At 62.0% G+C, this 25397-nt stretch carries 23 protein-coding genes; 18 read left to right on the forward strand and 5 right to left on the reverse strand.

The window, feature by feature from the left end; all coding sequences use genetic code 11:
• Positions 1 to 7: 7 nt before the first annotated feature.
• Positions 8 to 967: a GlxA family transcriptional regulator gene (locus EFQ99_RS01600; RefSeq protein ID WP_126918907.1), complete on the reverse strand. Its 960-nt coding sequence runs from the start codon at positions 965 to 967 to the stop codon at positions 8 to 10.
• An 86-nt stretch (positions 968 to 1053) separates the two neighbouring features.
• Between EFQ99_RS01600 and EFQ99_RS01605 the strand changes: the two genes are divergently transcribed.
• The 4 genes from EFQ99_RS01605 to EFQ99_RS01620 are packed head-to-tail and all read left to right on the forward strand — an operon-like array spanning position 1054 to position 6087.
• Positions 1054 to 2304 (forward strand): sarcosine oxidase subunit beta family protein, encoded by a 1251-nt coding sequence (locus tag EFQ99_RS01605; RefSeq protein WP_126918908.1) that lies wholly within the window; start codon positions 1054 to 1056, stop codon positions 2302 to 2304.
• 12 nt (positions 2305 to 2316) lie between these two features.
• Positions 2317 to 2598, forward strand: coding sequence for a sarcosine oxidase subunit delta (locus EFQ99_RS01610; protein WP_126918909.1), 282 nt, complete (start codon positions 2317 to 2319; stop codon positions 2596 to 2598).
• Positions 2595 to 5549 (forward strand): sarcosine oxidase subunit alpha family protein, encoded by a 2955-nt coding sequence (locus tag EFQ99_RS01615; RefSeq protein ID WP_126918910.1) that lies wholly within the window; start codon positions 2595 to 2597, stop codon positions 5547 to 5549. The genes EFQ99_RS01610 and EFQ99_RS01615 overlap by 4 nt, the downstream gene beginning before the upstream one ends.
• Positions 5542 to 6087, forward strand: a complete 546-nt coding sequence (locus tag EFQ99_RS01620; RefSeq protein WP_126918911.1) for a sarcosine oxidase subunit gamma family protein — start codon at positions 5542 to 5544, stop codon at positions 6085 to 6087. Before EFQ99_RS01615 ends, EFQ99_RS01620 begins: the two co-directional genes overlap by 8 nt.
• A 34-nt stretch (positions 6088 to 6121) precedes the next feature.
• Here EFQ99_RS01620 and rtcR read toward each other — a convergent pair whose 3' ends face one another.
• On the reverse strand, positions 6122 to 7729 hold the full coding sequence (gene rtcR / locus EFQ99_RS01625) for an RNA repair transcriptional activator RtcR (protein ID WP_126918912.1): 1608 nt from the start codon (positions 7727 to 7729) through the stop codon (positions 6122 to 6124).
• 209 nt (positions 7730 to 7938) lie between these two features.
• Between rtcR and EFQ99_RS01630 the strand changes: the two genes are divergently transcribed.
• On the forward strand, positions 7939 to 9495 hold the full coding sequence (locus tag EFQ99_RS01630) for an RNA-binding protein (RefSeq protein ID WP_126918913.1): 1557 nt from the start codon (positions 7939 to 7941) through the stop codon (positions 9493 to 9495).
• A gap of 798 nt (positions 9496 to 10293) precedes the next feature.
• Positions 10294 to 11700: an RtcB family protein gene (locus EFQ99_RS01635; RefSeq protein WP_126918914.1), complete on the forward strand. Its 1407-nt coding sequence runs from the start codon at positions 10294 to 10296 to the stop codon at positions 11698 to 11700.
• Between the two features lie 84 nt (positions 11701 to 11784).
• Here the strand turns inward: EFQ99_RS01635 and EFQ99_RS01640 are convergent, their stop codons facing one another.
• Entirely contained in the window at positions 11785 to 12933 is a 1149-nt protein-coding gene (locus EFQ99_RS01640) for a TadA family conjugal transfer-associated ATPase (RefSeq protein ID WP_245441422.1), read from the reverse strand.
• Positions 12933 to 13064 carry a hypothetical protein gene (locus EFQ99_RS35965; protein WP_008531424.1) on the reverse strand — a complete coding sequence of 44 codons (132 nt, stop codon included), beginning with the start codon at positions 13062 to 13064 and terminating at the stop codon, positions 12933 to 12935. Before EFQ99_RS35965 ends, EFQ99_RS01640 begins: the two co-directional genes overlap by 1 nt.
• A 509-nt stretch (positions 13065 to 13573) precedes the next feature.
• On the opposite strand from EFQ99_RS35965, the gene EFQ99_RS01650 reads away from it, so the two are divergent.
• The 11 genes from EFQ99_RS01650 (at position 13574) to EFQ99_RS01700 (ending at position 23998) form a co-directional block, all read left to right on the forward strand.
• Positions 13574 to 13777, forward strand: coding sequence for a hypothetical protein (locus EFQ99_RS01650; RefSeq protein WP_018246152.1), 204 nt, complete (start codon positions 13574 to 13576; stop codon positions 13775 to 13777).
• 13 nt (positions 13778 to 13790) lie between these two features.
• The gene (locus EFQ99_RS01655) at positions 13791 to 14354 is read left to right on the forward strand and encodes an A24 family peptidase (protein ID WP_126918917.1); all 564 of its coding nucleotides are present in this window, start codon (positions 13791 to 13793) and stop codon (positions 14352 to 14354) included.
• Between the two features lie 5 nt (positions 14355 to 14359).
• Positions 14360 to 15157 carry a TadE/TadG family type IV pilus assembly protein gene (locus tag EFQ99_RS01660; protein WP_126918918.1) on the forward strand — a complete coding sequence of 266 codons (798 nt, stop codon included), beginning with the start codon at positions 14360 to 14362 and terminating at the stop codon, positions 15155 to 15157.
• The gene (locus EFQ99_RS01665) at positions 15154 to 16794 is read left to right on the forward strand and encodes a TadE/TadG family type IV pilus assembly protein (RefSeq protein ID WP_126918919.1); all 1641 of its coding nucleotides are present in this window, start codon (positions 15154 to 15156) and stop codon (positions 16792 to 16794) included. The genes EFQ99_RS01660 and EFQ99_RS01665 overlap by 4 nt, the downstream gene beginning before the upstream one ends.
• A complete protein-coding gene (locus EFQ99_RS01670) occupies positions 16766 to 17446 on the forward strand; it encodes a TadE/TadG family type IV pilus assembly protein (RefSeq protein WP_126918920.1) in 681 nt (226 codons plus the stop codon). Before EFQ99_RS01665 ends, EFQ99_RS01670 begins: the two co-directional genes overlap by 29 nt.
• Before the next feature lies 1 nt (position 17447).
• Positions 17448 to 18356, forward strand: a complete 909-nt coding sequence (locus EFQ99_RS01675; RefSeq protein ID WP_126918921.1) for a hypothetical protein — start codon at positions 17448 to 17450, stop codon at positions 18354 to 18356.
• 4 nt (positions 18357 to 18360) lie between these two features.
• Positions 18361 to 19299: a Flp pilus assembly protein CpaB gene (cpaB, locus tag EFQ99_RS01680; protein ID WP_126918922.1), complete on the forward strand. Its 939-nt coding sequence runs from the start codon at positions 18361 to 18363 to the stop codon at positions 19297 to 19299.
• Between the two features lie 21 nt (positions 19300 to 19320).
• Positions 19321 to 21219, forward strand: coding sequence for a TadA family conjugal transfer-associated ATPase (locus tag EFQ99_RS01685; RefSeq protein WP_126918923.1), 1899 nt, complete (start codon positions 19321 to 19323; stop codon positions 21217 to 21219).
• Positions 21220 to 21354: 135 nt separating this feature from the next.
• The gene (locus EFQ99_RS01690; protein ID WP_126918924.1) at positions 21355 to 22218 is read left to right on the forward strand and encodes a type II secretion system F family protein; all 864 of its coding nucleotides are present in this window, start codon (positions 21355 to 21357) and stop codon (positions 22216 to 22218) included.
• On the forward strand, positions 22215 to 23120 hold the full coding sequence (locus EFQ99_RS01695) for a type II secretion system F family protein (protein ID WP_126918925.1): 906 nt from the start codon (positions 22215 to 22217) through the stop codon (positions 23118 to 23120). The genes EFQ99_RS01690 and EFQ99_RS01695 overlap by 4 nt, the downstream gene beginning before the upstream one ends.
• 2 nt (positions 23121 to 23122) lie before the next feature.
• The gene (locus EFQ99_RS01700; RefSeq protein WP_126918926.1) at positions 23123 to 23998 is read left to right on the forward strand and encodes an FHA domain-containing protein; all 876 of its coding nucleotides are present in this window, start codon (positions 23123 to 23125) and stop codon (positions 23996 to 23998) included.
• A 111-nt stretch (positions 23999 to 24109) separates the two neighbouring features.
• On the opposite strand, the gene EFQ99_RS01705 is transcribed toward EFQ99_RS01700, so the two are convergent.
• Positions 24110 to 24664, reverse strand: coding sequence for a c-type cytochrome (locus tag EFQ99_RS01705; RefSeq protein WP_126918927.1), 555 nt, complete (start codon positions 24662 to 24664; stop codon positions 24110 to 24112).
• Positions 24665 to 24845: 181 nt separating this feature from the next.
• On the opposite strand from EFQ99_RS01705, the gene EFQ99_RS01710 reads away from it, so the two are divergent.
• Complete coding sequence (locus EFQ99_RS01710; protein WP_126918928.1) at positions 24846 to 25349, forward strand: cytochrome b; 504 nt, start codon at positions 24846 to 24848, stop codon at positions 25347 to 25349.
• The last annotated feature ends 48 nt before the right edge of the window (positions 25350 to 25397 follow it).

Here is a 25397-nt window from a genome sequence, read left to right on the forward strand (position 1 = left end):
AGAAAACCTAATCCCGCCGCGCATCACGCGGAGCGATGCCGTAGACGCTGCGGAACATGCGGGAAAAGTGGCTGAGGCTGGAAAAACCAGTAGCGACCGAGATTTCCGAGATGGAAAGCGGGCTCTGCTTCAGCAGGCGATGGGCATGCTGCAGCCTGATCCTGCGGTACTGATCGAGATAGGTGATACCGAGATGCACCGAGAAGAGCCGGTCGAGATGCCGGGTGGTGACGCCGGCGATGCGCGCCATGGCGGCGCGCTCGAGCGGCATCTCGATCGTTTCCTCCATGCGTTCGAGAACGTTGAGCAGGCCGGGATGGTGGACGCCATAACGCTCGGCCAGCGAGGCGCGCTGCGGCGCTGCAGGCTCGTTGACCTCTGTATGAAGATACCAGTCGCTGACCCGGCGGGCGAAGTCCGGTCCCATGCGCTCGCCGATCAGCACATGCATCATGTCGAGCGGTGCGATGCCGCCGCCGCAGGTGATGCGGTTGCCGTCGATCATGAAGCGCGCCTGGCGCGGCGTGAGCTCTGGAAACGCCTCGAGAAGGGTCGCCGCATGTTCCCAGTGGATGGTGAAGTCGCGGCCGCCAAGCAGTCCGGCGGCGGCCATCAGATACGGGCCGCCCGAGATGCCGCCGATCCTCACGCCTTCGCGCGACAGCTGCCGCAAGCAGGCGAGCACACCAGGATAGCGCCAGTCGCGCGGTGAACCGCCGGCGCAGACGAACGCCGTTCCGAGCCCTGAGCCCCTGATGGGGAGAGGTTCTGCAGGGACGCGGACGCCCGAGGAGGAGAGCGCTGGCGCGCCATCCGGCGAGAAGATCTGCAGCCGATAGATCTCGCGGCCGGCCAGAAGATTTGCCGCGCGCAACGGCTCCGTCGCCGAGGCATAGGACATCAGCGCAAATCCTGGAATAAGGATGAAGCCGATCGTCTGGATATTTTTGCTGTCAATTGATGACATGTCTCTTTCTTAGCGATTTTAGTCCCTATCGTGCAAGTCTGCTCACCTCATTCTGGCATCATGGGCCTGTTCATTCCGGGTGACCCATGCGCTATTCCGCTCTTTCGATTTTTTTGAACGGCCTTCGCGGCAATAAAGATTGGGCGCCTGCCTGGCGCGATCCGGCGCCGAAGCCACGTTACGACGTCATCATCGTCGGCGGCGGCGGTCACGGTCTTGCCACGGCCTATTACCTTGCCAAGGAATTCGGCGTCACCAATGTCGCCGTCCTCGAAAAGGGTTATCTCGGCTCCGGCAATATCGGCCGGAACACGACGATCATCCGCTCGAATTACCTGCTGCCTGGCAACAATCCCTTCTACGAGCTGTCGATGAAGCTCTGGGAGGGGCTGGAGCAGGATTTCAATTTCAACGCCATGGTCTCGCAGCGCGGCGTGCTCAACCTCTTCCATTCCGACGCCCAGCGCGACGCCTATACGCGCCGCGGCAACGCCATGCGGCTGCATGGCGTCGATGCCGAGCTTCTCGACCGGCAGGCGGTGCGCCGGAAATTGCCCTTCCTCGATTTCGACAATGCGCGTTTCCCGATCATGGGCGGCCTCTTCCACCCGCGCGGTGGCACTGTGCGCCACGATGCGGTCGCCTGGGGATATGCCCGCGGCGCAGACAGCCGCGGCGTCGATATCATCACCAATTGCGAAGTCACCGGCATCCGCACTGAAAACGGTGAGGTCACCGGTGTCGAGACCAGCAAGGGCTTTATCGGGTGCGGCAAGCTGGCGCTGGCAGCGGCCGGCAACTCCACCGTCGTCGCCGATATGGCCGGGTTGCGCCTCCCGATCGAAAGCCATGTGCTGCAGGCCTTCGTCTCCGAAGGGCTGAAGCCGTTCATCGACACGGTCGTCACCTTCGGCGCCGGGCATTTCTACGTCTCCCAGTCGGACAAGGGCGGCCTCGTCTTTGGCGGCGATATCGATGGCTACAATTCCTATGCCCAGCGCGGCAATCTTGCTTCGGTCGAGCATGTGGCCGAAGCCGGGCTCGCGATGATCCCATCATTGTCGCGCGTTCGTTATCTGCGCTCCTGGGGCGGCGTCATGGATATGAGCATGGACGGCTCGCCGATCATCGACCGAACCCATATCGACAATCTCTATCTCAATACCGGCTGGTGCTACGGCGGCTTCAAGGCGACGCCCGCCTCCGGCTTCTGCTACGCCCATCTGATCGCCCGCAACACGCCGCATCAGACTGCCCGGGCCTTCCGGCTCGACCGTTTCGCGCGCGGCTATCCGATCGACGAAAAGGGCGTTGGCGCCCAGCCCAATCTGCACTGAGGACATTCGACCATGGCAAGCCTGATTTCATGTCCCCATTGCGGCGCCCGGCCCAAAGAAGAATTCTCGATCCGCGGCGATGCGAACCTTGCCCGTCCGGCGCCGGATGCCGGTGCGGATGCCTGGTTCGATTATGTCTATCTGCGCGACAATCCGCGCGGTCGGCATAGCGAATACTGGCACCACTCGTCGGGATGCCGTCGCTGGCTTATCGTCGAACGCGATACCGTCACTCACGCGGTCCACGGCGTCAGGGATGCCGCCCTGTCCAAGCTCGGCGGAGAACCGGCATGACGAGCTTCCGTCTTTCCTCCGGCGGCCGCATCGACCGTGCCAACATGCTCGGCTTCACCTTCGACGGCAGGGCGCTCGAAGGCCATCCGGGCGACACACTCGCTTCGGCGCTGCTTGCCAACGGTATCAAGCTCGTCGGCCGCAGCTTTAAATATCACCGCCCGCGCGGCATCCTGACGGCGGGCGCTGCCGAACCGAATGCGCTGGTGACGACAGGCAGCGGCGGGCGCACCGAACCGAACACACGCGCGACGATGATCGAGCTTTACCAGGGGCTGACGGCAAAAAGCCAAAACCGCTGGCCGTCACTCGGCTTCGATATCGGTGCGGTCAACGGGTTGCTTTCGCCCTTCCTCAGCGCCGGCTTCTACTACAAGACTTTCATGTGGCCGGCCGGCCTCTGGGAAAAACTCTATGAGCCGATAATCCGCAAGGCAGCGGGCCTCGGCAGGGCCTCCTATGAGGCCGATCCCGACACCTATGAGAAATGCTGGGCGCATTGCGATCTGCTTGTCATCGGCGCCGGCCCTGCCGGTCTTGCCGCAGCGCTGACCGCCGGCCGCGCCGGCGCCCGCGTCATCCTCGCCGATGAAGGCCCCGAATTCGGCGGTAGCCTGCTCTCTGAGACCGGCACTATCGACGGCAAACCAGCGAGCGCTCTTCTGAGCGAGCTGCTTGCCGAGCTGGAGGGGTTGGAGAATGTGCGTCGCCTGCCGCGCATGACGGTGTTCGGCTGGTACGACGACAATGTCTTCGGCGCGGTCGAACGCGTGCAGAAGCATGTGGCGATGCCTGATCCGGATCGCCCGGTCGAACGGCTGTGGCGCATCGTCGCCCGCCAGGCGATCCTTGCGACGGGGGCCGAGGAACGGCCGCTCGTCTTCGGCGGCAACGACATTCCCGGTGTGATGATGGCAGGCGCCATGCGCAGCTATCTCAACCGGCAGGCCGTCGCACCAGGCCAAAGCACGGTGATCTTCACCACCAACGACGCCGGCTACCACACCGCCGCCGACCTGGAAGCTGCCGGCCTCGCCGTCGCTGCGATCGTCGACAGCCGCGCCGATGGGACCAGGAGTTGGCAGGGCCGCGCCGAGGTGCTGAAGGGCGCCCGCATCATCGATGCGCATGGCGGCAAACGCCTGCGCGGCGTCAGCGTCGAGACTGCAAGCGGTGTTCGCCGGATCGAAGCGGACGCGCTTGCCATGTCGGGCGGCTGGAGCCCGATCATCCATCTCGCCTGCCATCGCGGCGGCAAGCCGCAATGGTCGGACGAGGCGTTGGCATTTCTGGCGCCGGCTGCACGGGACGGTCTTGCCGTTGCCGGCGCGGCCGCCGGCCTTGCGCAAACCGCGACCTGTCTCGGCGATGGCGCCGCAAAGGCATCACTCGCATTGAAGGCGATCGGTTTCGCCGCGGAACCGGCGTTTGCTTCGGCCGCCGAGGCAGCTCAGTGCGACAAGCCGCTCTGGTCGGTCAAGGGCTCGAAGGGCAAGGCTTTCGTCGATTATCAGAACGATGTGCACCTCAAGGATCTCGGTCTCGCCGTGCGCGAAGGCTACGGCCATGTCGAACTCGCCAAGCGCTACACCACATCAGGCATGGCGACTGACCAGGGCAAGCTTTCCAACATCAATGCTATCGGCATTCTCGCCGAGGCGCGCGGCGTGTCGCCCGCCGAGGTGGGAACGACGACCTTCCGGCCCTTTTATACGCCGGTTTCCTTCGGCGCTTTGACCGGAGCCTCGCGCGGCAAACATTTTCAGCCGGCGCGCAAATCGCCACTGCACGGCTGGGCTCAGAAGAACGGCGCCGTCTTCGTCGAAACCGGCCTCTGGTATCGCTCCTCCTGGTTCCCACGCGCCGGTGAGACGACGTGGCGCGAAAGCGTCGACCGCGAAGTTTTGAATATCCGGAAGAATGCCGGCCTCTGCGATGTCTCCACGCTCGGCAAAATCGAAATCGTCGGGAAGGATGCCGCGAGCTTCCTCGATCGCATCTATTGCAACGGCTTCGCCAAGCTCGCAGTCGGCAAGGCGCGCTACGGCATCATGCTGCGAGAGGACGGCTTCATCTATGACGACGGCACCACCAGCCGGTTCGGCGACGACCATTTCTTCATGACGACGACGACGGCACTTGCCGCTGGCGTGCTCACCCATCTCGAATTCTGCGCCCAGACGCTCTGGCCGGAGCTCGATGTCTGCTTCGCCTCCTCGACCGATCAATGGGCGCAGATGGCCGTTGCCGGGCCGAAATCGCGCGCCATCCTCTCTGAGATCGTCGATGAAGATATATCGGATGCCGCCTTCCCCTTTATGAGCGCCCGCAAGGTCTCTCTCTTCGGCGGCAGGCTCGAAGGCCGGCTCTTCCGCATCTCCTTCTCCGGCGAACTCGCTTACGAGTTGGCAGTGCCAGCCGGCTACGGCGAAGGCGTTGCCGACGCCATCATGGCGGCGGGCGAGAAGCATGGCATCTGCGCCTATGGCGCCGAAGCGCTTGGCGTCATGCGCATCGAGAAGGGTCATGTTACCCACGCCGAAATCAACGGCACGGTGACACCTGGCGACCTCGGTTTCGGACGCATGGTTTCAACAACCAAGCCGGATTTCATCGGCAAGGCGATGCTCGCCCGTGAAGGCCTGCAGGATCCGGAACGGCCGCGCCTCGTCGGCGTCAAGCCGCTCGATCCGGCAAGAGGCTTCCGCACCGGCTCGCATATTCTTGCCGACGGCGTTGCCGCGACGCTCGAAAACGACCAGGGTTACGTGACATCAAGCGCTTTTTCGCCGGGGCTCGGCCATACGATCGGCCTGGCGCTCGTCAGGCGCGGGCCGGAGCGCATCGGCGAAAAAGTGACGGTCTGGAACGGCCTGCGCAACGAATTCACCGATGCGGTGCTGTGCCATCCCGTCTTCATCGATCCTGAAAACGAGAAGCTCCATGCCTGATCTTCCGCAACACAAGCCGGTTCTGGCCGGGACTAGATATACCGGCATCTCGGAGGCAGGCATCCGACTGGAAGCCCTGCCGGAGGGCCATCTCCTGCATGTGCTCGGCGCAATCGAGCCATCCGCGCTCGCTGCGGAATTGGCAAAGGTAGGCTTTGCGACAAGCTCGATCCGCAAGGCGGGCTTCCGCCAATGGTTCGTCGCCGGCGACGAACCGCTCGTCCCTGCCGGCCTTGAGACTCTCGCAGCAGCGCTGACGGGAAAGGCCTACGTCATGGACCAGAGCCACGGGCGTGTCCGCATAGGCGTTTCCGGCCACTCTTCTCGGGTGCTTCTGTCGAAAGGCACTGCCGTCGATCTCGATCCGTCCGTCTTCCCGGAAGGCCATTCTGTGATGTCGATGGTCGGCCATCTCTCCGTGCAGATCGTCCGGACCGGCGATGACAGCTTCGAGCTGACGGTCCTGCGCAGCTTCGCCGAAAGTCTCTGGGAGGATCTCGCGCATATGGCGGCGAGCGCCGAAAAGGATGGCGCATAAAGGCCATCCGGCGTTCGCGCCCAGGACATAGCCCTTATCCGGGTCTCTTGATGTCTTCGAATCTGAGACTGAAGCGCGCCAGATATTTACTCAGGCGATCGGCGTCGTTGCTGCTCTTTTTCCCCAATCGCGAGATCGCAAACAAGGCTCTGCCCGCCGCGCTTGCCGTGGCATGTTGGCGGCAGGTATGAAGAACAGTGGCAAGCTGTGCTGCGTCAAAGTGATCGAGGCCAGCAGCAATCTCTGCACCCAGTACTTCTTCAATGATCAGATCTACCCTGCCGTCGTCACTTGAGCTGCGCCAAAACGCATTCAGCCGACGGACTTCATCATCAACGACGTCAGTCGTGATGCGCCCATGCGGCGCGAGCGTCGCCATGCGTGTCACCGAGGCCGACAGGTCGCGAAAATTGGCACTCCAGACGGCTTGCGGGCCAGTTGCGAAAGCAAGATAGCGTTGGCGTGCTTCCTTGTTGAAAGTAACATTTTCGCCTTCTCGTTCCAGATAGCGCCTGAGCTCGAAGTCGAGATTGGGCTCGATGTCCTCCTTGCGCTCGCGCAGGGCCGGCAGTTGGAACGTCCAGAGGTTCAGGCGGGCATACAGATCTTCGCGGAACCTTCCCTTTCGAACATCCTCGCCAAGATCGCGATTGGTACCGGCAAGCAGCTGAAAGTCCGCGGACGCCTCCCGATCAGCGCCCACTGGCAGGAACCTCTTTTCCTCGATTGCGCGCAGGCACATGGCCTGTTCGTCAAGGCCAAGTTCGCCAATCTCGTCGAGGAACAGCACGCCTTTGTCGGCGGACTTGAGCAAGCCGGCACGCTCGCCGGCAGCGCCGGTAAACGCTCCTTTCACATGGCCGAACAGGGTGGACATGGCCTGGTCGCCGCGTAGCGTCGCGCAGTTGACCTCGATGAACGGACCACTGACCTTGCGCTGGCTCTTCTTCAACTCGTAGATCCTGCGGGCGAGTTGCGATTTGCCGGCACCGGTTGGCCCGGTCAGGAGAACGGGCGCTGTCGAGCGGATCACCACCCTTTCGATCTCGTCGATCATTCTGTTGAAGGCGGTGCTGCGGGTCGAAATCCCCGATTTCAGGAAAGAGGCGGCGTCTTCTCGCTCGGAAGCGAAGCGCTTGGCGATCTCGTCATAACGGGAAAGGTCGAGGTCGATGATCCGATGCGTGCCGGCGAAATCCTGCTCGGGCTCGCGGTCGCGCGGCGGCGAGAGCTGCAACAGCTGGCCGGGAATGATGCGGGCTTCGGTTAGCAGGAACCAGCAGATCTGTGCGACGTGGGTGCCGGTGGTGATATTGACGAGATAATCTTCCGTTTCGGGGTCGAAGTTGTAGTTGCGGGCAAAGTCCCTGAGGCTCGTATAGACCTCCGAAAAATCCCACGGGTCCCGGAAGTTGATGACGTTGCTCCTCACCTCCGTCGCCGGCGCCACGGTTTCGATGTCGGCAACGATGCGGTGACAGAGAGCTTGCGAGTGGTTGTCGTGGATCAGTTCCAGCCGGTCTATGAAGAGGCCCGGTTGCTGGCAGAGCGCGACGCTAGGCCGCCAGCGACTCCAGCGATTTTCCCATTTCCCTGCATCCAGGGTGGTTCCCAATATGCTGATGGCGACGCGGCGCTTCATGTCTTATCCAAAATTATAAAAAACTATAATCTGCGATAATATAATTGGGATGCGGATTTTCGCAATTCATGATTGCCTCCGATGAGGCATAAAAATTTCTCTTTTTAAAACAGGGAGATGAGCGAAAATTTCGTGTGTCTCTCACTCCTTTTTCCAAACTGGCACGCGTCTTGAATTGTATCTGACAGAACCAAACAAGAGGTGCTGTCATGGTCAACAAGGCAATCTTCAAAACCTACCTCGGGAAACTGCTTCCGGGAACGGATACGAAAAATCATGAAGCGGCCCCGGCCTACCAGCTGACGCCGCGCGAGGCGCTGGCGCAATATGCTGTTACCGGCACCTTCAACGGCACCTTCTATGCGGATGGGGCTGAGCAGCTCGAAGCGGTAAAGACGCTTGCCCTTCAGGTCGAGCCGGAATTTCTCGCCAAGGTGGCTGTTTACGCCGCTGAAAAGGGTCACATGAAGGACATGCCGGTGACGTTGCTTGCCATGCTCTCCAGCCTTCAGAGCGATGCCTTCGCCCTTGTGTTCCCGCGGGTGGTGAAGAGCGGCAAGATGCTGCGCGGCTTCGTGCAGGTCATGCGCTCTGGCGCCACGGGGCGTAAGTCGCTCGGCACACGCCCGAAGAAGGCGGTGCAGGGATGGCTTGAACGGGCCAGCACCGAGCAGATCCTGCGTGCGATGGTTGGAAACGATCCTTCGCTCGCCGACGTGATCCGCATGGTGCATCCGAAGCCGGCTACAGAGGACCGCAAGGCGCTTTATGCCTGGGCGATCGGCAAGCCGCACGACTATGCGGCACTGCCTGAACTCGTCAAGGCATTGGAAGCATTCCGACGTGACCAGACGGTGCCAGTGCCTGATGTCCCGTTCCAGATGCTGACCTCGCTGCCGCTGACGCGGGAGCATTGGGTCGAGATCGCCCGCAAGGGCGGCTGGCAGATGGTACGGCAGAACCTCAACACCTTTGCACGCAACGGCGTGTTCGAAGTCGAGGGTTTTGCCGAGGCGCTGGCGGCGCGGCTTGCCGATCCGGAGGAAATCCGCAAGGCAAAGGTCTTCCCCTATCAGTTGATGATGGCGTGGAAGATGGTCGATGGTCAGATTCCGGATGTCGTACGGGATGCACTTCAGGACGCGATGGATATTGCCATCGCCAACGTGCCGTCCCTGATGGGCAATGTCGTGCTCTGCCCCGACGTGTCGGGTTCCATGGGCTCGCCCGTGACCGGTTACCGGAAGGGCGCGACGTCCTCGGTTCGTTGCATCGATGTTGCCGGTCTGATGACCGCGGCGTTCCTGCAGCGCAACCCGAAGGCGCGGGTGCTGCCGTTCGAGAATGACGTGGTGCATGTCAGCCTCAACAAGCGGGATTCGGTGATGACCAATGCCGGTAAGCTGGCGAAAATCGGCGGCGGCGGAACCAATTGCTCCGCACCGCTGAAGAGGCTGGCAAACGAGAAGGCCAAGGTCGATCTCGTGGTGTTCATCTCGGACAATGAGTCCTGGGTGGATGCGCGCCGGAGCGGTCAGCCGACGGCTGTCATGACGGAATGGGCCAGGATCAAGCGGGTCAACCCGGCTGCAAAGCTGGTCTGCCTCGACATCCAGCCCCATGCCACCACACAGGCGCCGACGCGGGAGGACGTGCTCAACATCGGTGGCTTCTCGGATGCCGTCTATGGGGTGATCACGGCTTTCGCGGCCAATAGCAAGGGAGCGGATGGCTGGGTGAAAGCCATCGAGGCAATCGAGCTCTGACGGGCTCACAGGAAGTAATACCCTCGCGCCGCCGTGAATGGCGCGGGAGGCCGTGACGAATGCCGGATGAAACTACAGATCGTTAATCTCCAGGTCGCGGGTTCGAATCCCGTCGGGTCCTTCAGTTCATGGACCCGTAGCTCAGCGGATAGAGCAGGGTGTTTCACCACACCTCGTCGTCACGGACGAATGGAATGACATGGCGAATGCATGGGGAACTACATCTGTGTCGCGAGTTCGAGTCTCGCCAGGGCCTGGTCCTGTAGCTCAGTTGGTAGAGCAAGCTGTTTCCCGGATATTTGTCGCCATAGTGGGAATTGCAGTGGCGAATGCCGGACGGAACTACAGCCGCCACGTTGGATGGTCTGGCAGGTTCGACTCCTCCTGGGCATACGCTCTCTGGCACGAGCGGGGCCATCCGGTTTCGTCCACCCTCGTCGCCGCTGCATGGCATGCACTATCCCTGTTCCGCAGGGACGGAATAACTCGGCGAATGCCGGCAGGACTACAAGGAAGAGCGGCCCATCGGATTTCCGACGGGCAGGTCGGGTGTTCAAATCATCCCACGCTTCCGAAAGGAGCGTGTAGCTCAGTAAACTGTCCTGCCAAATCTCGTCGCCGGGACAATGGTAAGGCCCTGGGCGAATGCTGCCGGTGACTACAGGGGCCGCATCGCGCCATGATCATGGAATGCGTGCGGCGAGATAGATCTCCGGCAACGCTCGTCGCCCAGGTGGTGTGAAGAGAAGCAACTGAACAAGAAGGACTGCAGACGCAGAAAAGACAATGATAGCGGTAATGAGCGGACAGGATTTGATCGATGCCGGCATGAGCCAGGGGAAGTGGTTTCGCCCGGCTCTCGACGCGGCCAATGCGGTTTTGAGCAAGGGTGGCTCGGTGACAGATGCCCTGGAAGCGGCAAAAGCTTTCCAGCCCGGGCCGACGCTTGCCTTGAGGGCCGATAACGATATCGAGATCTATTCCAACATCCGCGCCGAGAATGCCTTTGAGCAGGACAATGTCGAGAAGGTCAACGCGACGATGCGGGCGCTGGTGCGCACACCCGTTGTCCGGGCCGCAGCGATCATGCCGGACGCTTGCCCGGCGGGCCCGGTCGGAACGATCCCAGTCGGCGGAGTGGTGGCGTCGGAAGCAATCCATCCCGGAATGCATTCGGCCGACATCTGCTGCTCCATGGCGATCTCGATCTTTCCCGGTGTGGATCCGAAGTCGCTTCTGGATGCCGTGCATGCCGTGACGCATTTCGGTCCCGGCGGCCGGCCGCGCGGCGCGCAGCTGAAGCCTTCCGAGGCGACGCTTTCGGCCTTCGAGCAGAATCCTTATCTGCGCGACGGCGTGCTGAGCGCTGGTATCGAGCATTTCGCGACCCAGGGCGACGGCAATCATTTCGCCTATGTCGGGACGATGAAGTCGACCGGCGAAACCGCGCTTGTGACCCATCATGGATCGCGAGCACCGGGGGCGCGCCTCTACGACAAGGGCATGAAGGTCGCCAACCGGTTTCGGGAACGCATCTCGCCTGAGACGCATAGGGAAAATGCCTGGATTCCGGCCGATACCGAGGAAGGTGACCTCTACTGGTCGGCGTTGCAGACAATCCGCCAGTGGACCAGGGAAAACCACTATGTCCTTCACGACATGGCGGCGGAAAAGCTCTCGGCCAAGGTCGCGGACCGCTTCTGGAACGAACACAATTTCGTCTTCCGGAAGTCGGATGGGCTGTTCTACCACGGAAAGGGTGCGACCCCTGCCTTTGATAACTGGGCGCATGACGCGACCGATCTAACCATCATTCCGCTCAATATGGCGGAACCGATCCTGATCGTTCGTGGCTCGAACGCCGCCCATGGCCTCGGCTTCTCGCCGCATGGCGCCGGTCGCAACTTTTCGCGCAGCGCGCATTTGAGGCAGCTATCTGCGGAGTATGGAGCGGATTCGCGAGGGCTCAGCCCGAACAACGTCGCGGCCATTCTGGAGAAGGAAACAAGCGGTCTCGATGCGCGGTTCTTCTCTGGTTTCGCCGACGTGTCGGAACTGCCGAGTGCCTACAAGAGTGCTGCGAACGTGCGGGCGCAGATCGAGCATTATGGTCTCGCCGAAGTGGTCGACGAGGTGATCCCCTACGGGAGCATCATGGCCGGCGACTGGCAGAAGAACGCGCCCTGGCGCAAGAAGCGCCAGTAAACACCGGGGAAGGCAACTAGGTTTGCCTTCCCTCGAATGCGCCATGTCGGGCAGACAGTTCCCAAGTGGCGTCCGCCAATGAGTTCAAGCCGTTGCCCGCGCGGCGGCTTCAGCCTTCATCCACTCCGAGCGCTCGGCGCCTTGCAGCTCTTCGATCGCATCGGTGGCGAAGCTCGGGACGACACCGGTCCATAGCAATGCGCCATCGGAATTGGAGTGGCCGTCGCCCTCAAGTTTGTAGATGCTCTCGACGATGTACTGGCCGTCATTGTTCAGGCCCTTGATCTCGGAAATCTCGATCACCCGGCGTCTGCCGGTGCGCTTGAAGCGGGCGATCTGCACGACGACGTCGACTGCCGAAGCGATCTGGGCGCGGAGCGGCCGGAGTGGCATGTCGATGTCGGACATCAGCGCTAAGGTCTCCAGCCGGTGCAGGGCGTCGTAAGGTGTGTTGGCATGTACCGTCGAAAGGCTGCCGCTATGGCCCGACGTCATCGCCTGGATCATGTCGAGCGCCTCGCCGCCGCGGCACTCGCCGACGATGATGCGGTCGGGCCGCATGCGCAGCGACGAGCGGAACAGGTCGCGAATGCTGGCGCCGCCGCGGCCGAAACGGTCGGGCTTCGTCACTTCGAGATAGACGACATGTTCCTTGCGGATCTGCAGTTCCGAGGTGTCTTCGATGACGATGACGCGCTCATGATCGGCAAAGGCTTCCGACAGCGCGTTCAGCATCGTCGTCTTGCCGGTGCCGGTGCCGCCGGAGATGATCACGTTCTTCTGAAGCCCGACGGCCGCCTGCAGCAGCGACAGCGACTCCTCCGTCAGGCTGCCCTGGGTGACGAGATCGCGGATGCTGCGATGTTCTTTCAGAAAGCGGCGGATGGAGATGCAGAGCCCGGTGCGGGCGGCCGGCGGCTGGATCATCTGGACGCGCGAACCATCCGGCAGGCGAGCCTCGATACTCGGCTCTTCCGGCGTCAGCCGCTTGCCCGAGAATTGCGCGATGCTGCGCGCAGCCGATTCCAGATCCTCGCGGCTGGCAAAACGCGTATCGGCGCGCTCCAGCTTTCCTCGCCTTTCGACAAAGATGTCGGAGGTTCCATTGATCAGGATTTCGGAAACACTCGGGTCCTCGAGAAGGAAACGGATCGGTCCCAAGAGCTTGTCCAATGCCCTTGTCAGGACCTGCAAGGTCGCCTGTTCGGCGGCATCGTCGGAAACGGCTTTCATCAGAGCGGCATCCCGACAAGAACAGTGCTCATTCCAAACAGCGTTACCATCATCTGAACTGCCGTCGGGAAGAACATCATCAGTGGAATGAGGACCAATGCAAGTATCAAGACGCTGCTCATCGTTTCCATAGTTCTTTCTCCGGAACGACTGAAGGGTCATGCCCAATACGTCCGCGAAGCTTAATCCAGATCGCCAATCAACGCCATGGGTGTGTCCCGCGCCGAGCGGAGATGCGGCTGCGTCGCTCCGTCTATTCTATCGCTTTGAAAGAATTGACCAATTATGGGGCAGTAGACGCTGGTCGACAAATCCGCCGCACGTGGCGATTACCGGGGTGAAACTTTAGAATATTCAGATGGTTAACTAGGAATTCCCATCGTCAACTCGGTTTCATCAGGCGGGGCCTCCAAGACAATTGGAACCCTTCGTTTCGTTTGCTTGACGGAGGGCTGGCCTTGGGCGCACTCTTGGGTCTTAATGGTGTTGCTCAACAAGCGTTGGCCACCGGGGAAGATAAACCGAAGCAGAAAACGTCGTTGAAACGAGCAACGTGCCGGTTCGAAACGATAGCGTATTCTTGCTTCATCTTCGCCAAGGTCTTCGATCCGAAACAAACCTAGGAACGAGGAATACGCAGATGTTTGGAAAACTCAAGACTCTCGCAATTGCACTTCATAAGGACGAACGCGGCGACATGGCCCAGATCGTCCTGGCCGTCGCGCTGATCGTCATTCCGCTGATGCTGCTCCTGCTCGCATTCGGCAAACAGATCGGCGAATGGTTCAACGAAAAGAACACGGCTCTCTCGGACGCCGAGAGAATTCCTGAGCCGGGCCAATAAGCGGATCCGTGTCATGGATATGACCTACGATCTGACCCAGATGCCTGCAGCGGCGGCTCTTGCCGTCGCCTGCGCCACGACCGCGGCGGTGCTCGATCACCGCCATGGTCACATCCCGAACGCCGTGACCTATCCCTGCTTGCTTACCGGCTTCATGCTGGCAGCCATCAGCGGCGGTCTGGCAGGGATTGGCCTTGCTTTCGCCGGCCTGCTTGCTTCAGGCCTGATTTTCATCATCGCCTTCGCAGCCGGAAGCTGCGGAGGCGGCGATGTCAAGCTGATGGCGGCGCTCGGCGCCATTCTCGGCCTCTGGCCCGCCATCGACGTGACACTCGCATCGCTGATGGTCGGCGGCATGATCGCCGTCTTCTCGATGGCGCGGCGGGTTCAGTGGAACGTGCTGGCACGAACGGTCGGACTGTTCGCCCTGCTCCTGCCTGCAGGTTTCCGCGATGCCGCTTCAGTGCTGAAGCCGCGCGAAACACATCATTCCGTCCGCTTCGGCGTTGCCGCCGCTCTCGGACTTCTGTGGTGCCTATTCATACCGGATTTCACCCCTCTTGCCCTCGTGAGGTAACGGCAATGCGCTCCGAACTCGAACGCCCCACTTTCGACGGTGCCTTCTGGAGTTCTATCCTGCACTCACGGACCTTCTGGATTCCGCAGGATCATGGCGCTCTTCTCGGTACCTTTACGATCGCCCTCATACTCTTCGCTTCGATGCTGTTGCTGCCGCGGCTTTCCGCCCGCCGGCGCCGGATATCGGAACTGCACGGCGATAGCTCAGGCAGCACGACGATGATGGATTTCGTGCTCGTCACGCCGATCTTCGTCTTCTTCATGTTCGTGGTCTTCCAATTCACGATCCTGGCGAAAAACCACCTCTTCACCCATTACGCCGCCTATGCGGCGGCCCGCAGCGCCCGCGTCTATTTCTGCCCGGCCCTGCCGATCACCATCCGGAGCCTAATCGACGCGAAGACTTGCGATGACGATGCTGCCGCCGGCAAGGCCGATCTCGCCGCCCGCCTGGCGCTGATCCCGGCCGCGCCCTACGATCAGCTGAAATGCGTCGGCGCCTGCCAGCCGCCGGAAGAGGCGCTGAAGAACCTTGCCGATGCCTCGGGCCTTTCGAAGAACTGGCGCGCGATGCGCAACCAGGCCCGTTACATGTTTGATCCGCAGAACGTCACCGTCACCGTCGATCGGGCGCCGATGGCGCTCTATGCCGCCATCAACCGCTCGCCGAACGTGCCTGTTACCGCAAAGGTGGAAGCGCGCTTCCTACTGCTCGAATATGCCGGTTGGGTCTTTGCCCGCGGCCAGAGGAAGGACGGCCGCTATTACACGATCTCGACCGCGGAGGTGAACCTGCTATGACACCGACGTTCATCAAACGCCTGCACCGCGACCAACGCGGCTTCCTTTCGCCGATCATCCTCTACATGACGATCGCGCTTGCGCTGATGATCGTCTGGATCCTGAACACCGGGCAGATGATCTACGACAAGCAGCGCACGCAGGATACCGCCGACGCTGCCGCGCTCGTCCATGCCGACTGGGAGGCACGCTATCTCAACATCATGGCGATGAACAACGTCGCCTCCTCGCAGGCAACCGTCGTCATGGCGACCTCGGTCGCCTTCCAGCTCACCACGGCGGAACTGGCCCTGCGTTCGGCCGCCATTCTGGCAAAACTCGCCGAATATTCCTTCACGGAAGGCTTCGGACCGGCGTCGCTTTTGCCGCCGCTCCCGCCGATGCCCTATTGCCCCGGCTGGCAAAAGGTCCCGATCGTCGGCGGCATCATCTATGGCGCTTGCCTGGCGTTTCAGGGGTTCCGGGCGACGGAAGCCACCAAGGCGCTCGCCTATGTGGGCATCACCGAATACAAGTATAATCCGTTGGGTCTCATCAAAAAGTCCAGCGAGATCATCGATGCGATGAACGATCTCAACGACTATCTCGTCGAGAGCTTTCCGCAGCGGGTCGGCAACGAAGCCCTGCATCTGGTGCGCCTGAACAAGTCGGATCACGTCGTCTTCCATCCCCCGTGCGAGTCCTGCGGCCAGGCTGGAGAAGGCGCCGGCGGCAACCTGCCGGTCGATCGCGATGGCGTCAATCCAGCCGCTGCCTATACCGAAATGTGCCTCGCCATGTCTTATGGCACTCAGGGACAGGACCCGCTCCTCATGCGCGGTGAGTTCGCCAATCGCGGCTTCCCCAACGGCAAGGGTCCGCTGACGGCGGGTGGTGTCGACGGCAGCCACATCCGCGACTGGGTCAATCACAAGAGCGGCATCGACAATCAGCTGGTGGAGTTCTACATCTTCTATGAAGCCTTCGGCCCGGCCTATCTGAGCAAGGTTCCGTTCAAGGCGATTGTCGAGCAGTATGCCGGCGATCTGAGCTGGTGGCAGGAACTGGCGCTCGATGCCAGCTTCTGGATCGCGGACAAGGTCTTCGGCGTCGGCTTCGGCATCACCAATCCCTTCCAACTGCCGATCGACGTGCCGCCGCGCTATTCCGACTCGCAGACAAAGGATGAGAACGACTTCACCCGCAAGTTCGACATGATCTGGAACCAGGTCTGCGGCCCTGCAGGTGGTGCAATTTCCGCCATAGGTGGCCTGCCTGTAATCTCCTTGCCGAAGCCCTATTGGCTGAAGGGACGCATCCCCTTCAACTTCACGCCCTTCGGAGGCGACCAGCTTACCGATTACCAGACACTGGCAATTGTTTCACGCGCGCCGCGTGCCAGGCTCCAGGTTCGCCTGTTCAAGGACAAGACGCCGTCTGCCTATGCGCTGGCGCAGAGCTGGGTTCACAACTACTCGGCCTTCGATCTCTACACACAGGACTGGCTCGCATCGCTTGCCCCGGCGACACTTGCCGACGATATCGGCGAGGTTTCGAACACCATCAAGCAGAGCCCGGCCGCCGACAGTTTTACCGGCCTGACGCGCGTCTTCGACAAGGGAGGAGCCAATGCCTGGGCTGCCGTCAACACACACTGAGCATGCCGGCTCCGCTCCGGCCGGCGGCTGGCTCATGAAGCTGCACCGCGACAGGCGCGGTCTTGCCTCGATCGAATTCGTGCTCGCCGCGCCGGTCATCCTGCTGATCGTGATTTTCGTCATCCACGCGAACAGGATTTCCACCAAAAAGGTGGGAACAATGCTCGCCATGCGCAACGCCGCCTTCGCCGAGGCGAATGGGCTCAACTGCACCTCCGACTTCTCGAACGTCTTCCCGATCCCGGCTTTGCCGGCCCTGCCGGGGCAGGACGCCATGAACTGTTCGCGCACGCCGTCACATGAGGGGGATGGCGATCCCCAGCGCACCTTTGTCTGGGACGACGTGCAGAATACCATCAAGAGCGACGGTCGCGACTTCGGCGATATCGTCGGCGACCTCGCCAATGAAAAGCCGCAGCTCGTCACTGCGACGGCCGACCGCGTCTACAAGTTCAGGGATTCCGACGATCTCGACACCATCAGGAGCATCCGCTGGAAGGATGCGTTCACGGTGGACGATTCGACGCTCTTTGCCTCCCATAACAACGACACCACGCGCCGAGGCTACGATCCGACGCTCCGCCGCGAAATCCGCGACGTCGCCGACGATTCCGGCGACCTTTTCGACGGCGTCTTTCCGGGGGCGAAGTGAGATGAGAAAGGGCGCGCGCATTTCCTTGCATCTCGCCGGCATCGCCCTCGTCGTTGGGCTTGCTGCCGCGATCATGGCCAAACCGGGCCATGCCGAGGTTTATAAGGACTTCAGGGCGACGCTGAATTCCATGCTGGCCGGCATTCTCGGCGCGCCGGAGCGCTCGCCGCGCGATCTCGTCATTAACGGCCAGCCGCTGGAATTTACGCCCTACCAGAGCGATCGCAGCATTTCCGATATCACCGACGAATGGCTGCGCGTGCTGGCCGCCAATACCCGACCGGCAATGCCGAAGAGCAGCGACAGGGAAGAACTGACTGCCGTTATCGCCGCCAACATGCTGATCGTCCCGAAAACGAGCCGCATCCGCGACGATCTCGCCGTGGTCGTGCGTTTCTTTGACGGCGACGGCGAGGCCGCGCTTGACTATCTCAGCCGGCAGGATCCGGCGCACCCTTCGGCGCGGGCGCCCATCCCCGGTGTGTCGATCCTGATCCGCCGTCCCGCCGATGCGCCGATGACCGAGGTGCTGATGACCCGCTTCGACGACGTCGCTGCGACGTTGCCAGCCTTCGCGGCCCCCGCCGATGTCAGCAAGCTGCCGCCATCGCTGCGCCCGCCGGCCGGTGTCGAGGTGCTGAGCGATATCGGCGACCACGACACGGGCCACATGTCGCGCACGGTCGTCTCTAAGGGCACGCTGTCGGCCACGCGCTGGTCGGATGCGCGTGCCGATCTTCTCATCCGCGACGGCTTCACCATCGAGGCGCCGCCGGTGCAGCGTGGCGGCGTTACTGCCCTTTATGGCCGGCGCGGCAGCGTCGAGGCGAATGTTCTCTATACAAGCAGCAAAAGCGACGGCGGTACCGTCGAGGTCATTCAAATCAGGCAACCCTTTGTGGGGGAATAACACCATGAACTGGAAGCTCATCGCGGCTGTCATCGTCGGGCTCATCACGGGCGTTCTGCTCTACTTCTGGACCGAGAGCGTCAAGAACGAGCAGGTGGCTTATGCCTTCATGCGCCTCCAGCCCGACCGGAAGGTGACGAGAGGTCAGGCGATCACGCCCGACATGCTCGCCGAACCGGTCATGCTGCCGGAAAGCTTCGGGGCGCTGGCAAAACTCGCCGTGCCTGCGGCGAGCGCCTATCAGGAATGGCTGAAGGATAGGACGGCTGCGGCCGATATTCCGGCAGGCTCCGTGCTGCTCTTCCAGTATTTCGACGATACCGACGGCGGGCGCCTGACGACGATGATTGCGCCCGGCAAGCGCGCTCTCACCCTACCCGTCAACGCGGCCGAGGCAGTCGGCCATTTCGTCGAACCGGGCAGCTATGTCGATATCCTTGGCACCGTCGACGAACCGGTCGAGCCCGTGGCGCCTCCCGCCGCGGCCCAGCCTGGAACCCCTGGCCAAACACCGGCCGCTCCCGGCCAGGCGCCTGTTGTGGCCGGACAACCAACGGCCCCGACCCAGCCGCAGTCTCCCGTGGAGCAGATGCTGAAGAACTATCTCACCCAATATCCCGGCGCTGACGAGAACGACGTCAACGCCTATCGCAAGCAGGCACAGGACTATAAGCTCGGCATCAGCTCCCGTACCCGCGTCGTCACCCGCACCTTCCTGCAGAACGTCAAGGTTCTGGCGGTTGGCGCGGCAACGACGCCGGAAGGCGCCGTCACCAAGGCCAACAGCAGCTACAATCATGTGACCGTCGAGGTGACGCCTGCGGAAGCCGAAATGCTGATCTTCGCCATGGGCCAGGCGAATGGCAGCCTGAACCTCGTGCTGCGCAATCCGGCCGACAACAGTGTCGAGGAACTGCCGAGCATCAACTGGACGCGCATGTAGGCGTTGCGGGAGAAGTAAGCCATGCTGTTGAAGATTTCCTATGAGGATGGCAGCGGCCGGGAGGTGATCCCGCTCTCGGCGAACGAGACCTATTTCGTCGGCGAAAGCAGCACGCTGACGCTACCCGCCGGCGCGGGCGTCGTTCGCCTGCGGGGCAGCCACGTCTCCTCGCCGCAATTCGTGCTGCGGAAGTCGGGCCAGGGATGGTCGGTGCAGCATCATGGCCGCAACCCGACGCGCGTCGACGACCAGCCGCTTCGGGCCGGCATGCCCGTTGCTATATCGGCCGGCATGTCGATCTGGGTGCCGAACGTCACCATCGAACTCGTCGAGCCGACCGCCGCCCCCGAAGCGGTCACGCAGTTTCCCGACCAGGAGCGCGTGCTCGCGCTGCAGATGGAAATCCACGAGCGCCTGCTGAAGGACACGCAATACGATCGTCTGGTGAAGTCCTCCGATTTCGGCCGCGAGGAGACGCGAAGCCGCATCCGCGAACGCCTCGACATGTTCATCAAGGAGGCGCTCGACAATGCGCCTCAGGATCTGGTCATCCTCGTCATCAAAAACGCCGTTTATCGGTGGCTGGCAAAACGCATTGCCCGTACGGGGCGACGCGATGCTTCGTCGAACATCGCAAGCCTCGCGCGCGAGGAGCAGGACAATCGCCGCCTGTTCGACGTCGGCAAGGCGCTGATCTCGGCCCTGCAGCTGAAGCTGAACTTTGAATCCACCCGCTCGGATTTCGCCCAGCTCGACACGCGCTTCGGAACCGCATTCCAGGCCCGGCAGGCGCTCTTCAACGCCGGCGATCGCTATGAAATCGCCCACAGCCACCTGCGCTCCAACATCGAGGAGCTGATGTACCGCTGGGGTACGATCTCCGAACTGATGGATCTCGATGTCATCTCGGAAATCATGGTGACGCGTTACGACGAAATCTATGTCGAGAAATTCGGTCTGCTGGAGCGCTACCCTTTTGCCTTCGCGAATGAACGGCAATTGATGAAGGTGATCGAGCGTATCGCCGTCGATTCCAACCGCTCGATCAACGAAAGCGAGGCAATGGCGGATTTCCGCATGCCTGACGGTTCACGCGTCAACGCCGTCATTCCGCCGCTGGCGGTGAGAGGCGCCTGCCTCACCATCCGCAAATTTGGCGGCAAGTCGCGGCTCGACATCAGCAAGCTGGTGACCGCCGGCGCACTCAGCGAGCCGATGCGCGCCTTCCTCGAGGCGGCCGTCCGCTCCCGCAAGAATATCGTCGTCTCCGGCGGCACCGGCTCCGGTAAGACGACGCTCCTGAACAGCCTGTCACAATTCATCCCCATCGGCGAGCGCGTCGTCGCCGTCGAAGATACGTCCGAACTGCAACTGGACGGCATCCATGTCGTCTATCTGCAATCGCGGCCGAAGACGGCCGAATCCGAGACCAGCGTGACCATTCGCGACCTCGTCCGCAATGCGCTGCGCATGCGACCCGACCGCATCATCGTCGGCGAGTGCCGCGGCGCCGAGGCGATCGACATGCTGCAGGCGATGAACACCGGCCATGCCGGCTCGATGACGACGGCGCATGCCAACACGCCGCAGGACATGATGACCCGCCTGGAGGTGATGGTGCTGCAGGGCCAGAGCTCGCTGCCCGTCATGGCGATCCGCCAGCAGATCGTCGCGGCCGTCGAGCTCGTCGTGCAATTGAACCGCCTGGAGAACGGGCGGCGCGCCGTGACCGAGATATCAGAGGTGATCGGCATCGATCCGGATACCGGCCTCGTCATCGTCGAGCCGATCTTCAATCTCGTCGGCCGCGCCGGCGGACAGGCGGTGCACGCCTTTACCGGCTACCTGCCGAGCTTCGTCGCCGAGCTCGTCGAGTTCGGCGAAGACGGCGAGATCAAGAAACTCGATATGTTCGTCTAGAGCGGTTCAGGTTTCCGCGGAAGCGCAAAACCGCTCTAAGCTTTTGATTTTACGCAATTCCCGTCAAAAGGGCTTTGCGTTTTGCCTGGGAAAACCGCTTCGCACTTTTACTGGAATTGCTCAAAGGGGGAAACCATGAATATCAGCATTCTGCAGATCTTTACGGTCGCCCTCGGCGCGGTGACGGCGGGACTGCTCGTCTGGGGCGCGCCGGTGCGTTGGCCTGCGCCGCTGTTGCGGGCCACCGAACGTGATATCGCGCTCGCCAGCGAGGCGGCGCAGGTCTTCGGGCGCGATGCCGTTCCGCCCTATACGATGATCCTTGCCTATGCCATCACCGCCATCGTCGTCTTCGCGGTGGTCTCGCTGATCTTCGGGCCGATCTTTGGCATCGTCGTCGCCATCCCGGTCGCCTTCTTCCTGCCCAAGGGGACGATCCGCTATTTCCTGCAGCGCCGCTGGCTGCAGATCGAATCCCAGCTTCCCTATGCCGTCGACCAGATCGTCTCGGCGGTGCGCACCGGCAAGCCGCTCGCCGTCGCCGTCAATGCGGTCGCCGATACCGGCCAGATGCCGGCCTCGCGCGAATTCGAGCGCATCGCCCGTGAACAGAAGCTCGGCATCGGCCTAGTCGAGGCGCTGGATCGCCACGGCCGCAATGTGCCGAGCCTGCACTTCAAGATGGTTGATGCCGCACTCGGCCTCTTTGCCCGCCAGGGCGGCGATATCTCAGAGCCGCTGACGGAAATGTCGAAATCCTTCAAGGAAATCTGGAAGCTCGATCAGAAGATCACGACCTCGTCGTCGCAGGCGCGCATGAACTTCCGCGTCGTCAACGGCGGCGCGCTGTTCATGATCCTGATGATTTTCTTCGGCCAGCCGGAGCTGATCGACAAGGTGTTCGGCAACGCCATCGGCATCGTCATCGCGATTGTCGGCGCCATTCTCTATGCGACTGGCTTCTTCTGGATGCGTGCTATGATGAAGGTGTCGGTATGATGTCGCATATACCTCTTGGCCCCATCGTCATCGTGCTTGCCGGCATCACGGCTGCCCTCTTTGTTTGGTGGATCGGCGATATGCTCGGCAGCATCCAGGTCGTGCGCCGCTCCCATGGCGGCGAAGGTCCGCCGCCGAATATCGTCGACAGCATCGGCATGCGCACGCCGGTTGAATTCGTGTTGAGGCATTTCGAGCCGCTTCTGGCCGATTACGGCGCGCAGCTCGAGCAGAAATTGATCTATGGCGGCCGGCCCTTCGGCGGTGTGACGGGCCGGGAATATATCGCGCTTCTCGTCGTGCTGACCCTGTTCGGTTTCGTCGTGCTCGGCCTGCTGTTCGGCATCGCCAGCGGCAGCGTGATCGGCGGGCTGGTGGCAGGCCTGATACTCGGCATGATCCCCGCCATCTATTTCTGGGTTGTCGCCGACGACAAGGCGCAGGACCGCAAGGAACGCATCTCGCGCGAATTTCCCTATTTCCTCGATCTGGTCGTCATGACGCAGCAGGCGCAGGCGACCCTGCCGGAAAGCCTGAGACTCTATGCCGAGGCCGCACCCGGTACGGTCATGAGCGAGGAGATCGAACAGACGCTGAAGGATGTGGCGCTCGGCACCGGCATGATCGAGGCGCTGCAGCGGTTGGAGCGTCGTATGACCGCGGAGGAGGTGGTGCGCGTCATCCGCGCCGTGATCCAGGGCGAAGTCGAGGGCAGCAACCGCGTCGAGCTGTTGCGCGAACATGCGCGCGACCTGCGCTTCCGCCGCTGGGAAAAGGCAGACAGGGCCAGTGAAAAGCTGAAGGCCAAGATCGTCATGCCGGCGATGATGATCGTCGTGTCGATTCTTCTTCTGGTGCTGGCGCCGGCAATCGTCGAGATGATGTCGAGTGGGATGTTCTGATCATGGCCTTTTCCTTCTTTCGCGGAAACAAACCAAGCCTTCTGCAGACCGGTCCCGGCGGCCAGAGCCGCAGCCATGTGCTCGACCGGCCGGAAATGTCGATCGGGCGGGCGGCCAATGCCGATATCGTCGTCGATGACCCGTTCCTGGCGCCGATCCATGCGCGCATCGAAAAGCAGAGCGACGGCGGCTTCATTATCCGCCGCATGGGGCTGAACCCGATCATGCTGCGCGGCGAGGCGCTGCTGCAGACGGCCTCGCTGAAGGCAGGCGACAGCTTCCGTCTCGGCAAGGATGTCGAATTCCAGTTCGTCGAGAAGGCGCCCGCCAAGGAGACACCGAAAAAGGAGGTCTCGAAGACAAGCGACGACAAGCCGAAAAAGCCGCTCTTCAAGCAGCCGGCCTTCCTCGCCGGCATGGGTGTCGTCTATCTCGCCATCGTCGGGATCATCGGCTACGTCATCCTCTCCGGTGGCGGGAGTGCCGAGAGCGGCCCGACGGCGGAGCGCATCAATGCGGAAGCCGCCCGCATCCCGACATGCATCAAGAATGCGAGGCGCATGCGCCAGGTTTCCGAGCAAAGCTTCAACGGCGCCGTCGGCGGCCGTGTCGGCCGGGACGGCGACGTGACCTATGCCGCCCTTTCATTGGTGGCTGAGCCTTCAGACGACGCAGCGCTGGCAAAAGCCGCCGAGCCGATCGTCGAGGCCTACAAGCGCACGGCGCTCGCAGCCCTCGCCTCGGAAAATCGCGGCAACAAGACGCTGGCGCTGAGCCTCTACCAGCAGACCTACGACCTCGTTCCCGACGTCAATTGCTCGGCCGCGCGTTTCGCACTGCAGCGGCGAGCGGCCATGAAGCCGCCGGCGCGGCGCTGAGATGCAACCCTGGTCATTCATCGACGTGCGCAAGGCGCTGTTTCCGGAGGCACCTGAGCATTTTGCCCGCTACGCCTGCTGGCGAGCCATTTCACCGGGCGTGCCTCGCCCTCAGTCCGTCCTGAACCTAACGTGGCAGGTCGTGCAGGTCTGCAGCATGAGGTGAAAAACGTGCTCCGCCGGCATAGCCGACAGCGCCTGCTCGCTTCGGACGTGGGTGCCGAGCGGGCCGCCGCCCATGGCTTCTCCAGGCTTCATGCGCATGCCGGAGGGCATCGGTCCGGGGTTATTCTGCGCGGCGGCGTCGAGCGCGACAGCATAGTCGCGCAGGTCATTGGCCAAACGGTCGAACCGCTCGCGCTCCTCAAGAATGTTCGGCATGGCCTTTGACTGTGGGTTGGCCACCTCGGACGCGAAGTGTCTGAAGAGAACGCCGCCCGATCTGTCCCGGATGGTATCTGCCGCTTTCTGGAACTCGGCGGCCTTATAGTTCGCCGGATCCTTGAACATGCCGAAAATCGTCTTTGCCGCCGTAGCCATGGCCTTCATGTCCGTCTGACGAAGTGCAACGACATCCTCGGCTACCGCCGACGGGGCCGCCGTCATCAGGACCGCTCCCACAGCGGAGAGCAGTCCGAACATGTTTTCGAAAAGCGTTCGTCTCATAAGGCTGCGTTCCGAATCCGTCGTGCCGCTTGCTACGGATATCGCTTCTCATCTGGGCGGCAAGAGGGCGAACTCCTCCTGATCAGGCCGCCATCTTTCGGCAGCTCTCGGCGCAGCGGCGGCAGGAGAGGAAGCATTAACCGACGCCGACTAGTCTGCGGCTCTCGCTGGGAGTGGATCGATGAAAGACGGCTATTCGCTGGTTCAGATAGGGCTTCATTGGCTGGTCGCCCTCATGGTGCCGGTGCAATATCTGACGGGCGGCAGCATCGAGCGAATCCACCATGCCGTCCATATGGGGATCGCGCCATCCTATTGGGACGTCGTGCAGCACCAGATCCACAACTACGCTGGGATCGCCATAGGCCTGCTGATGGGGCTACGGCTCGTTCTTCGCATATTTCAGCCGCCTGAGCCAGCCGCGCCCGGCACGTGGACCGGGCGGATCGCCGCGGCGCTTCATCATGCCTTTTACGCCGCAATCATCGGGCAGGCCTGCATGGGGTTCGTCGCCAGTTACTTCTGGTTTGGGATCGCACCCTACCATGTCGTCGCGTCGAAGATCATTCTGGCGATGGTGGCGCTGCATCTTGCCGCAGCGGCGTGGCACACGCTGGTCGCCCGCGACGAGACGGTCGACCGGATGCTGCTGCCACGCCGGAAGCGATCAGCTGAAATCGTCTGAAGCGGCCGGCGGGATCACGAGGTAAGCCCCTCCTTGCGGGATACGTGT

The sequence above is a fragment of the Rhizobium vallis genome (genome assembly GCF_003985155.1).
In the GTDB taxonomy this organism is placed as follows: Bacteria; Pseudomonadota; Alphaproteobacteria; order Rhizobiales; family Rhizobiaceae; genus Rhizobium; species Rhizobium vallis.

What these genes read in the sequence shown, in the direction of transcription:
- EFQ99_RS01600 (WP_126918907.1), bottom strand. Translation starts at nt 967, where the DNA reads ATGTCATCAATTGACAGCAAAAATATCCAGACGATCGGCTTCATCCTT.
- EFQ99_RS01605 (WP_126918908.1), top strand. Translation starts at nt 1,054, where the DNA reads ATGCGCTATTCCGCTCTTTCGATTTTTTTGAACGGCCTTCGCGGCAAT.
- EFQ99_RS01610 (WP_126918909.1), top strand. Translation starts at nt 2,317, where the DNA reads ATGGCAAGCCTGATTTCATGTCCCCATTGCGGCGCCCGGCCCAAAGAA.
- EFQ99_RS01615 (WP_126918910.1), top strand. Translation starts at nt 2,595, where the DNA reads ATGACGAGCTTCCGTCTTTCCTCCGGCGGCCGCATCGACCGTGCCAAC.
- EFQ99_RS01620 (WP_126918911.1), top strand. Translation starts at nt 5,542, where the DNA reads ATGCCTGATCTTCCGCAACACAAGCCGGTTCTGGCCGGGACTAGATAT.
- rtcR (WP_126918912.1), bottom strand. Translation starts at nt 7,729, where the DNA reads ATGAAGCGCCGCGTCGCCATCAGCATATTGGGAACCACCCTGGATGCA.
- EFQ99_RS01630 (WP_126918913.1), top strand. Translation starts at nt 7,939, where the DNA reads ATGGTCAACAAGGCAATCTTCAAAACCTACCTCGGGAAACTGCTTCCG.
- EFQ99_RS01635 (WP_126918914.1), top strand. Translation starts at nt 10,294, where the DNA reads ATGAGCGGACAGGATTTGATCGATGCCGGCATGAGCCAGGGGAAGTGG.
- EFQ99_RS01640 (WP_245441422.1), bottom strand. Translation starts at nt 12,933, where the DNA reads ATGAAAGCCGTTTCCGACGATGCCGCCGAACAGGCGACCTTGCAGGTC.
- EFQ99_RS35965 (WP_008531424.1), bottom strand. Translation starts at nt 13,064, where the DNA reads ATGGAAACGATGAGCAGCGTCTTGATACTTGCATTGGTCCTCATTCCA.
- EFQ99_RS01650 (WP_018246152.1), top strand. Translation starts at nt 13,574, where the DNA reads ATGTTTGGAAAACTCAAGACTCTCGCAATTGCACTTCATAAGGACGAA.
- EFQ99_RS01655 (WP_126918917.1), top strand. Translation starts at nt 13,791, where the DNA reads ATGGATATGACCTACGATCTGACCCAGATGCCTGCAGCGGCGGCTCTT.
- EFQ99_RS01660 (WP_126918918.1), top strand. Translation starts at nt 14,360, where the DNA reads ATGCGCTCCGAACTCGAACGCCCCACTTTCGACGGTGCCTTCTGGAGT.
- EFQ99_RS01665 (WP_126918919.1), top strand. Translation starts at nt 15,154, where the DNA reads ATGACACCGACGTTCATCAAACGCCTGCACCGCGACCAACGCGGCTTC.
- EFQ99_RS01670 (WP_126918920.1), top strand. Translation starts at nt 16,766, where the DNA reads ATGCCTGGGCTGCCGTCAACACACACTGAGCATGCCGGCTCCGCTCCG.
- EFQ99_RS01675 (WP_126918921.1), top strand. Translation starts at nt 17,448, where the DNA reads ATGAGAAAGGGCGCGCGCATTTCCTTGCATCTCGCCGGCATCGCCCTC.
- cpaB (WP_126918922.1), top strand. Translation starts at nt 18,361, where the DNA reads ATGAACTGGAAGCTCATCGCGGCTGTCATCGTCGGGCTCATCACGGGC.
- EFQ99_RS01685 (WP_126918923.1), top strand. Translation starts at nt 19,321, where the DNA reads ATGCTGTTGAAGATTTCCTATGAGGATGGCAGCGGCCGGGAGGTGATC.
- EFQ99_RS01690 (WP_126918924.1), top strand. Translation starts at nt 21,355, where the DNA reads ATGAATATCAGCATTCTGCAGATCTTTACGGTCGCCCTCGGCGCGGTG.
- EFQ99_RS01695 (WP_126918925.1), top strand. Translation starts at nt 22,215, where the DNA reads ATGATGTCGCATATACCTCTTGGCCCCATCGTCATCGTGCTTGCCGGC.
- EFQ99_RS01700 (WP_126918926.1), top strand. Translation starts at nt 23,123, where the DNA reads ATGGCCTTTTCCTTCTTTCGCGGAAACAAACCAAGCCTTCTGCAGACC.
- EFQ99_RS01705 (WP_126918927.1), bottom strand. Translation starts at nt 24,664, where the DNA reads ATGAGACGAACGCTTTTCGAAAACATGTTCGGACTGCTCTCCGCTGTG.
- EFQ99_RS01710 (WP_126918928.1), top strand. Translation starts at nt 24,846, where the DNA reads ATGAAAGACGGCTATTCGCTGGTTCAGATAGGGCTTCATTGGCTGGTC.